Source organism: Streptomyces sp. NPDC048349 (assembly GCF_040651925.1).
GTDB lineage: Bacteria > Actinomycetota > Actinomycetes > Streptomycetales > Streptomycetaceae > Streptomyces.
Map to the genome: position 1 here is coordinate 35760 of NZ_JBEZLA010000065.1, position 3464 is coordinate 39223.

The 3464-nt window shown below is 74.3% G+C and carries 5 protein-coding genes; 4 read left to right on the plus strand and 1 reads right to left on the minus strand.

Annotated elements, in window-relative coordinates:
* Nucleotides 1-210: 210 nt before the first annotated feature.
* The 3 genes from AB0D44_RS28465 to AB0D44_RS28475 all read left to right on the plus strand — a co-directional run bounded on the left by AB0D44_RS28465 (nt 211) and on the right by AB0D44_RS28475 (nt 1722).
* Nucleotides 211-588, plus strand: a complete 378-nt coding sequence (locus tag AB0D44_RS28465) for an STAS domain-containing protein (RefSeq protein ID WP_362596077.1) — start codon at nt 211-213, stop codon at nt 586-588.
* Nucleotides 589-650: 62 nt separating this feature from the next.
* The gene (locus tag AB0D44_RS28470) at nt 651-1103 is read left to right on the plus strand and encodes an ATP-binding protein (protein WP_362596079.1); all 453 of its coding nucleotides are present in this window, start codon (nt 651-653) and stop codon (nt 1101-1103) included.
* Between the two features lie 49 nt (nt 1104-1152).
* Nucleotides 1153-1722, plus strand: coding sequence for a DUF6434 domain-containing protein (locus AB0D44_RS28475; protein WP_362596081.1), 570 nt, complete (start codon nt 1153-1155; stop codon nt 1720-1722).
* Here the strand turns inward: AB0D44_RS28475 and AB0D44_RS28480 are convergent.
* Nucleotides 1719-2285, minus strand: coding sequence for a dihydrofolate reductase family protein (locus tag AB0D44_RS28480; RefSeq protein ID WP_362596082.1), 567 nt, complete (start codon nt 2283-2285; stop codon nt 1719-1721). The genes AB0D44_RS28475 and AB0D44_RS28480 overlap by 4 nt on opposite strands.
* Before the next feature lie 27 nt (nt 2286-2312).
* Here AB0D44_RS28480 and AB0D44_RS28485 point away from each other — a divergent pair, with 27 nt between their 5' ends.
* Entirely contained in the window at nt 2313-3353 is a 1041-nt protein-coding gene (locus AB0D44_RS28485; RefSeq protein ID WP_362596084.1) for an enoyl-CoA hydratase/isomerase family protein, read from the plus strand.
* Nucleotides 3354-3464 lie beyond the last annotated feature (111 nt).

The window sequence follows — 3464 nt, forward strand, 5'->3', positions numbered from 1 at the left end:
CCCCGTTCATTTCGCTGTGGGCGGGGGGGGGGGGCGACCCCACCACCCCCCCCCGCCCCCCGCGGTCGTTTTCGGATCCGTTCCGCGGGGCGGGGCAGGATCCTGTCGCCGCGCCGGGCCGGGCCGCGCCGCGCCGTGACCGTTTCCGCCGGAGGCGTATCCGCCCGGCTTCTGGGAAGGTGCAAGAACAGGACGGAAGGGTGATGCCGCATGGTTCCGGGAACGGACAATGAGCGCTTCACCGTCGCGGTGCAGACCGTGGACGGAGCCGTCGTCCTCGAGCTCGCGGGCGAGCTGGACCACGACACGGCCCAGCCCCTGCGCGAAGCCCTCGACGCGGCGGTCCCCCGCGGCGGCCGGCTGCTGGTGGACCTGACGGGGCTGGGATTTTGCGATTCCACCGGGCTCAACGTGCTCCTGCAGAGCAGGCTCGCGGCCCGTGAAGCCGGCGGCAGCGTGGAACTGGCCGGGCTGCGCGGTTCCGTCGCCCGCATGTTCCGCATCACCGGCGCCGACGGGGTCTTCCCCGTGCACGCCGACGTGGCGCAGGCGCTGAGCGGGACGGAAGGGCCGCAACCGCCCGGCTAGTGCCTGCGGACACGGTCGGGCGGCTACGGCTACGGCACGTCGACACGAGGAGTCAGAGCGCCATGGAGCAGCGGGGGTCACCCGACCGGACCTGGTACCTGGTACTGGAGGGGGCCACCGACGTCGTGACGCGCAGCCGGGACTTCGCCCGCAGGGCACTGGCCGCGTGGCGCTGGCTCCCGGCCGCCACGCAGGAGGCGCGGGACGTCGCCGACGACGTACTCCTGCTGGTGTCCGAGGTGGTGGCCAATGCCTGCCTGCACGGCGGCGGACCGGAAGCGCTGCTGCTGGACTGCGACGAGGAGCGGCTGCGCATCGAGGTGACCGACGGGAATCCGGCGCCCCCCGTCCCGCAGCGCGCGGTGCCGGGCTCGCGCGGGCAGCCCGGCGGGCACGGGCTGCTGATCATGGAGCGGCTGGCCCGCAGCTGGGGGTCCCGCCCGGGACCGCACGGCAAGTGCGTGTGGCTGGAGGTGGCCGCACCCGCCGGGGTCGGTCATCCAGGGGCGCCGTGATCTCTTCCGTCGTGCCGATCCCGCCGGTGCGCGCCCGTAGGATGGGAACATGCGTACGAATACGGGGGAGTCTCGCCCCGCTCCGACCCCGGCACTGACCGGGGCGGAGCTCGGGCGCTGGTACTGGACGCTGGCGGAGCTGAGGGCACTGGCGCGCCGGATGGGCATGTCGGCCGGAGGGGGGAAGGCCGCCGTCACCGCCCGGCTCGCGGCCGCGCTCGACGGCCTGCCGCCCGAACCGGCGGCGCCCCGCGCCTCCGCCGGCCGCCCGGGAGGGCCGCAGCTCACCGCCCCCCTGGACGGCGCGACCGTGATCCCGCCCGGGCAGCGGTGCAGCCAGGTGCTCCGGGAGTTCTTCGTCCGGGAGATCGGCCCCGGCTTCCGCTTCGACGCCTTCATGCGGGAGTACGTGGCCCAGGGGGCCGGCCGAACCCTCGCCGAGGCCGTGGCCCACTGGCACGCCACCCGCGCGCAGGCGGCCGAACCCCAGGAGGTCGGCGCCCAGTTCGAGTTCAACCGCTTCCTGCGCGACTGGCACGCCACCCGCCCCGGCGCCACCCGCGCCGAGGCCTTGGCCGCGTGGCGGGCCCACCGTGCCCGCCCGCAGGAGACCCCCTAGGAGCGGCGGCCGTAGCTCAGGAGAACGACGCCGTTGCCGAACGTACGGGTGGCCTCCAGGCGCAGCGGCACCGGCCCGCCGTCGGTCGGCGGGAACAGCGGCTTGCCGCGCCCGATCCGCACCGGGTGGACGTAGATCCGGTACGCGTCCACCAGGTCGTGGCGCAGGAACGCGGCGGTGAGACCGGCCCCGCCCAGGCAGAGGTCCCCGCCCGGGGCGGCCTTGAGCGCAGCGACCTCCGCCGGGACGACGTCACGGACGATCGTGCTGTTCCAGCCGGCCCGCTCGAGGGTGCGCGAGTAGACGTACTTCGGCATGTCCCGCCAGATGCCCGCGAACTCCGCCACCGGACCGGCGTTCGCGGGATCGGCGTCGGCGGTCGGCCAGAAGTCCGCCATCAGCTCGTACATCACGCGGCCGTGCAGGAAGCCGCCCATGGCGCGGAGCTCGTCATTGAAGTGCTGGTGCAGCTCGTCGTCCACGACGTGCCAGTCGATGTCGCGGTCGGGCCCCTCGATGAACCCGTCGAGGGACACCGACATCATCAGAATGATCTTCCGCATACCGCTCCACGCTACATACTGACCGGTGTGAAGACCGAAGACGACACCGTCCAGTTCACCGTCGAGGGCCGGACGGCGGTGATCACCCTCAACCGGCCCAAGGCCCTCAACGCGCTCACCCACCCCATGGTGCTGCGCATGGACCGAGCCCTGGCCGCCTGGGAGCGGGACCCCGCCGTCGACCAGGTGCTCGTCCGCGGCGCCGGTGAGCGCGGGCTGTGCGCGGGCGGGGACATCCGGGCCATCCACGACGACGCCAAGGCCGGTACCACTGCGTCCGCGGAGTTCTGGCGCGACGAGTACCGTCTCAACGCCCGCATCGCCCGCTACCCCAAGCCGTACGTCGCCCTGATGGACGGCATCGTCATGGGCGGCGGTGTCGGCATCTCGGCCCACGGCGGCGTCCGCGTCGTCACCGAGCGCTCCCGCGTCGCCATGCCCGAGACCGGCATCGGCTTCGTGCCCGACGTCGGCGGGACCTGGCTGCTCGGCCGCGCGCCCGGCCGCCTCGGTACCCATCTCGCCCTCACCGGGGGCGCCGTGGGCGCAGCCGACGCGCTGCTGTGCGGCCTTGCCGACCACTTCGTGCCCGCCGCGCGCCTCCCGGAGCTGACCACCGCCCTCGCCGCGGCCCCCGTCCACGAGGTGCTGCCGCGGTACGCCGCCACGCCCCCGCCCGGGGAACTCGCCGACCGGCGGCCCTGGATCGACCACTGCTACGCGGCCGACACCGTCGAGGAGATCGTCGAGCGGCTGCTGGCCGACGGGGACCCGGCCGCGAAGGAGGCCGCCGAGACCGTCCTGGCCAAGTCCCCGACCGCGCTGAAGGTCACCCTCGCGGCCCTGCGCCGGGCCGCGGAGCTCGGCTCCCTGGAGGAGGTCCTGGTCCAGGAGTTCCGGGTCTCCTGCAACGCGCTGGCCTCACCCGACCTGGTGGAGGGCATCCGGGCGCAGGTCGTCGACAAGGACCGCAACCCGCGCTGGTCGCCGCCCGCCCTGGCGGACGTGACCGGCCCGGACGTGGAGCGGCACTTCGCGCCGCCGGCCGGCGGCGACCTGGTGCTGTGACGGGCGACCGGACGGGGAACTAGGGGGTGTCTGACGGAGGTCCGCGGCGTCGCGGTGCCCGGCACGCACTCTCGCCGCACCGGCCGAAAGCCCAAGTACGTCCAGTACGGG

Excerpts from the sequence above, each read along its gene's own strand:
- AB0D44_RS28480 (WP_362596082.1), bottom strand. The coding sequence starts at position 2,285 with ATGCGGAAGATCATTCTGATGATGTCGGTGTCCCTCGACGGGTTCATC.
- AB0D44_RS28470 (WP_362596079.1), top strand. The coding sequence starts at position 651 with ATGGAGCAGCGGGGGTCACCCGACCGGACCTGGTACCTGGTACTGGAG.
- AB0D44_RS28475 (WP_362596081.1), top strand. The coding sequence starts at position 1,153 with ATGCGTACGAATACGGGGGAGTCTCGCCCCGCTCCGACCCCGGCACTG.
- AB0D44_RS28465 (WP_362596077.1), top strand. The coding sequence starts at position 211 with ATGGTTCCGGGAACGGACAATGAGCGCTTCACCGTCGCGGTGCAGACC.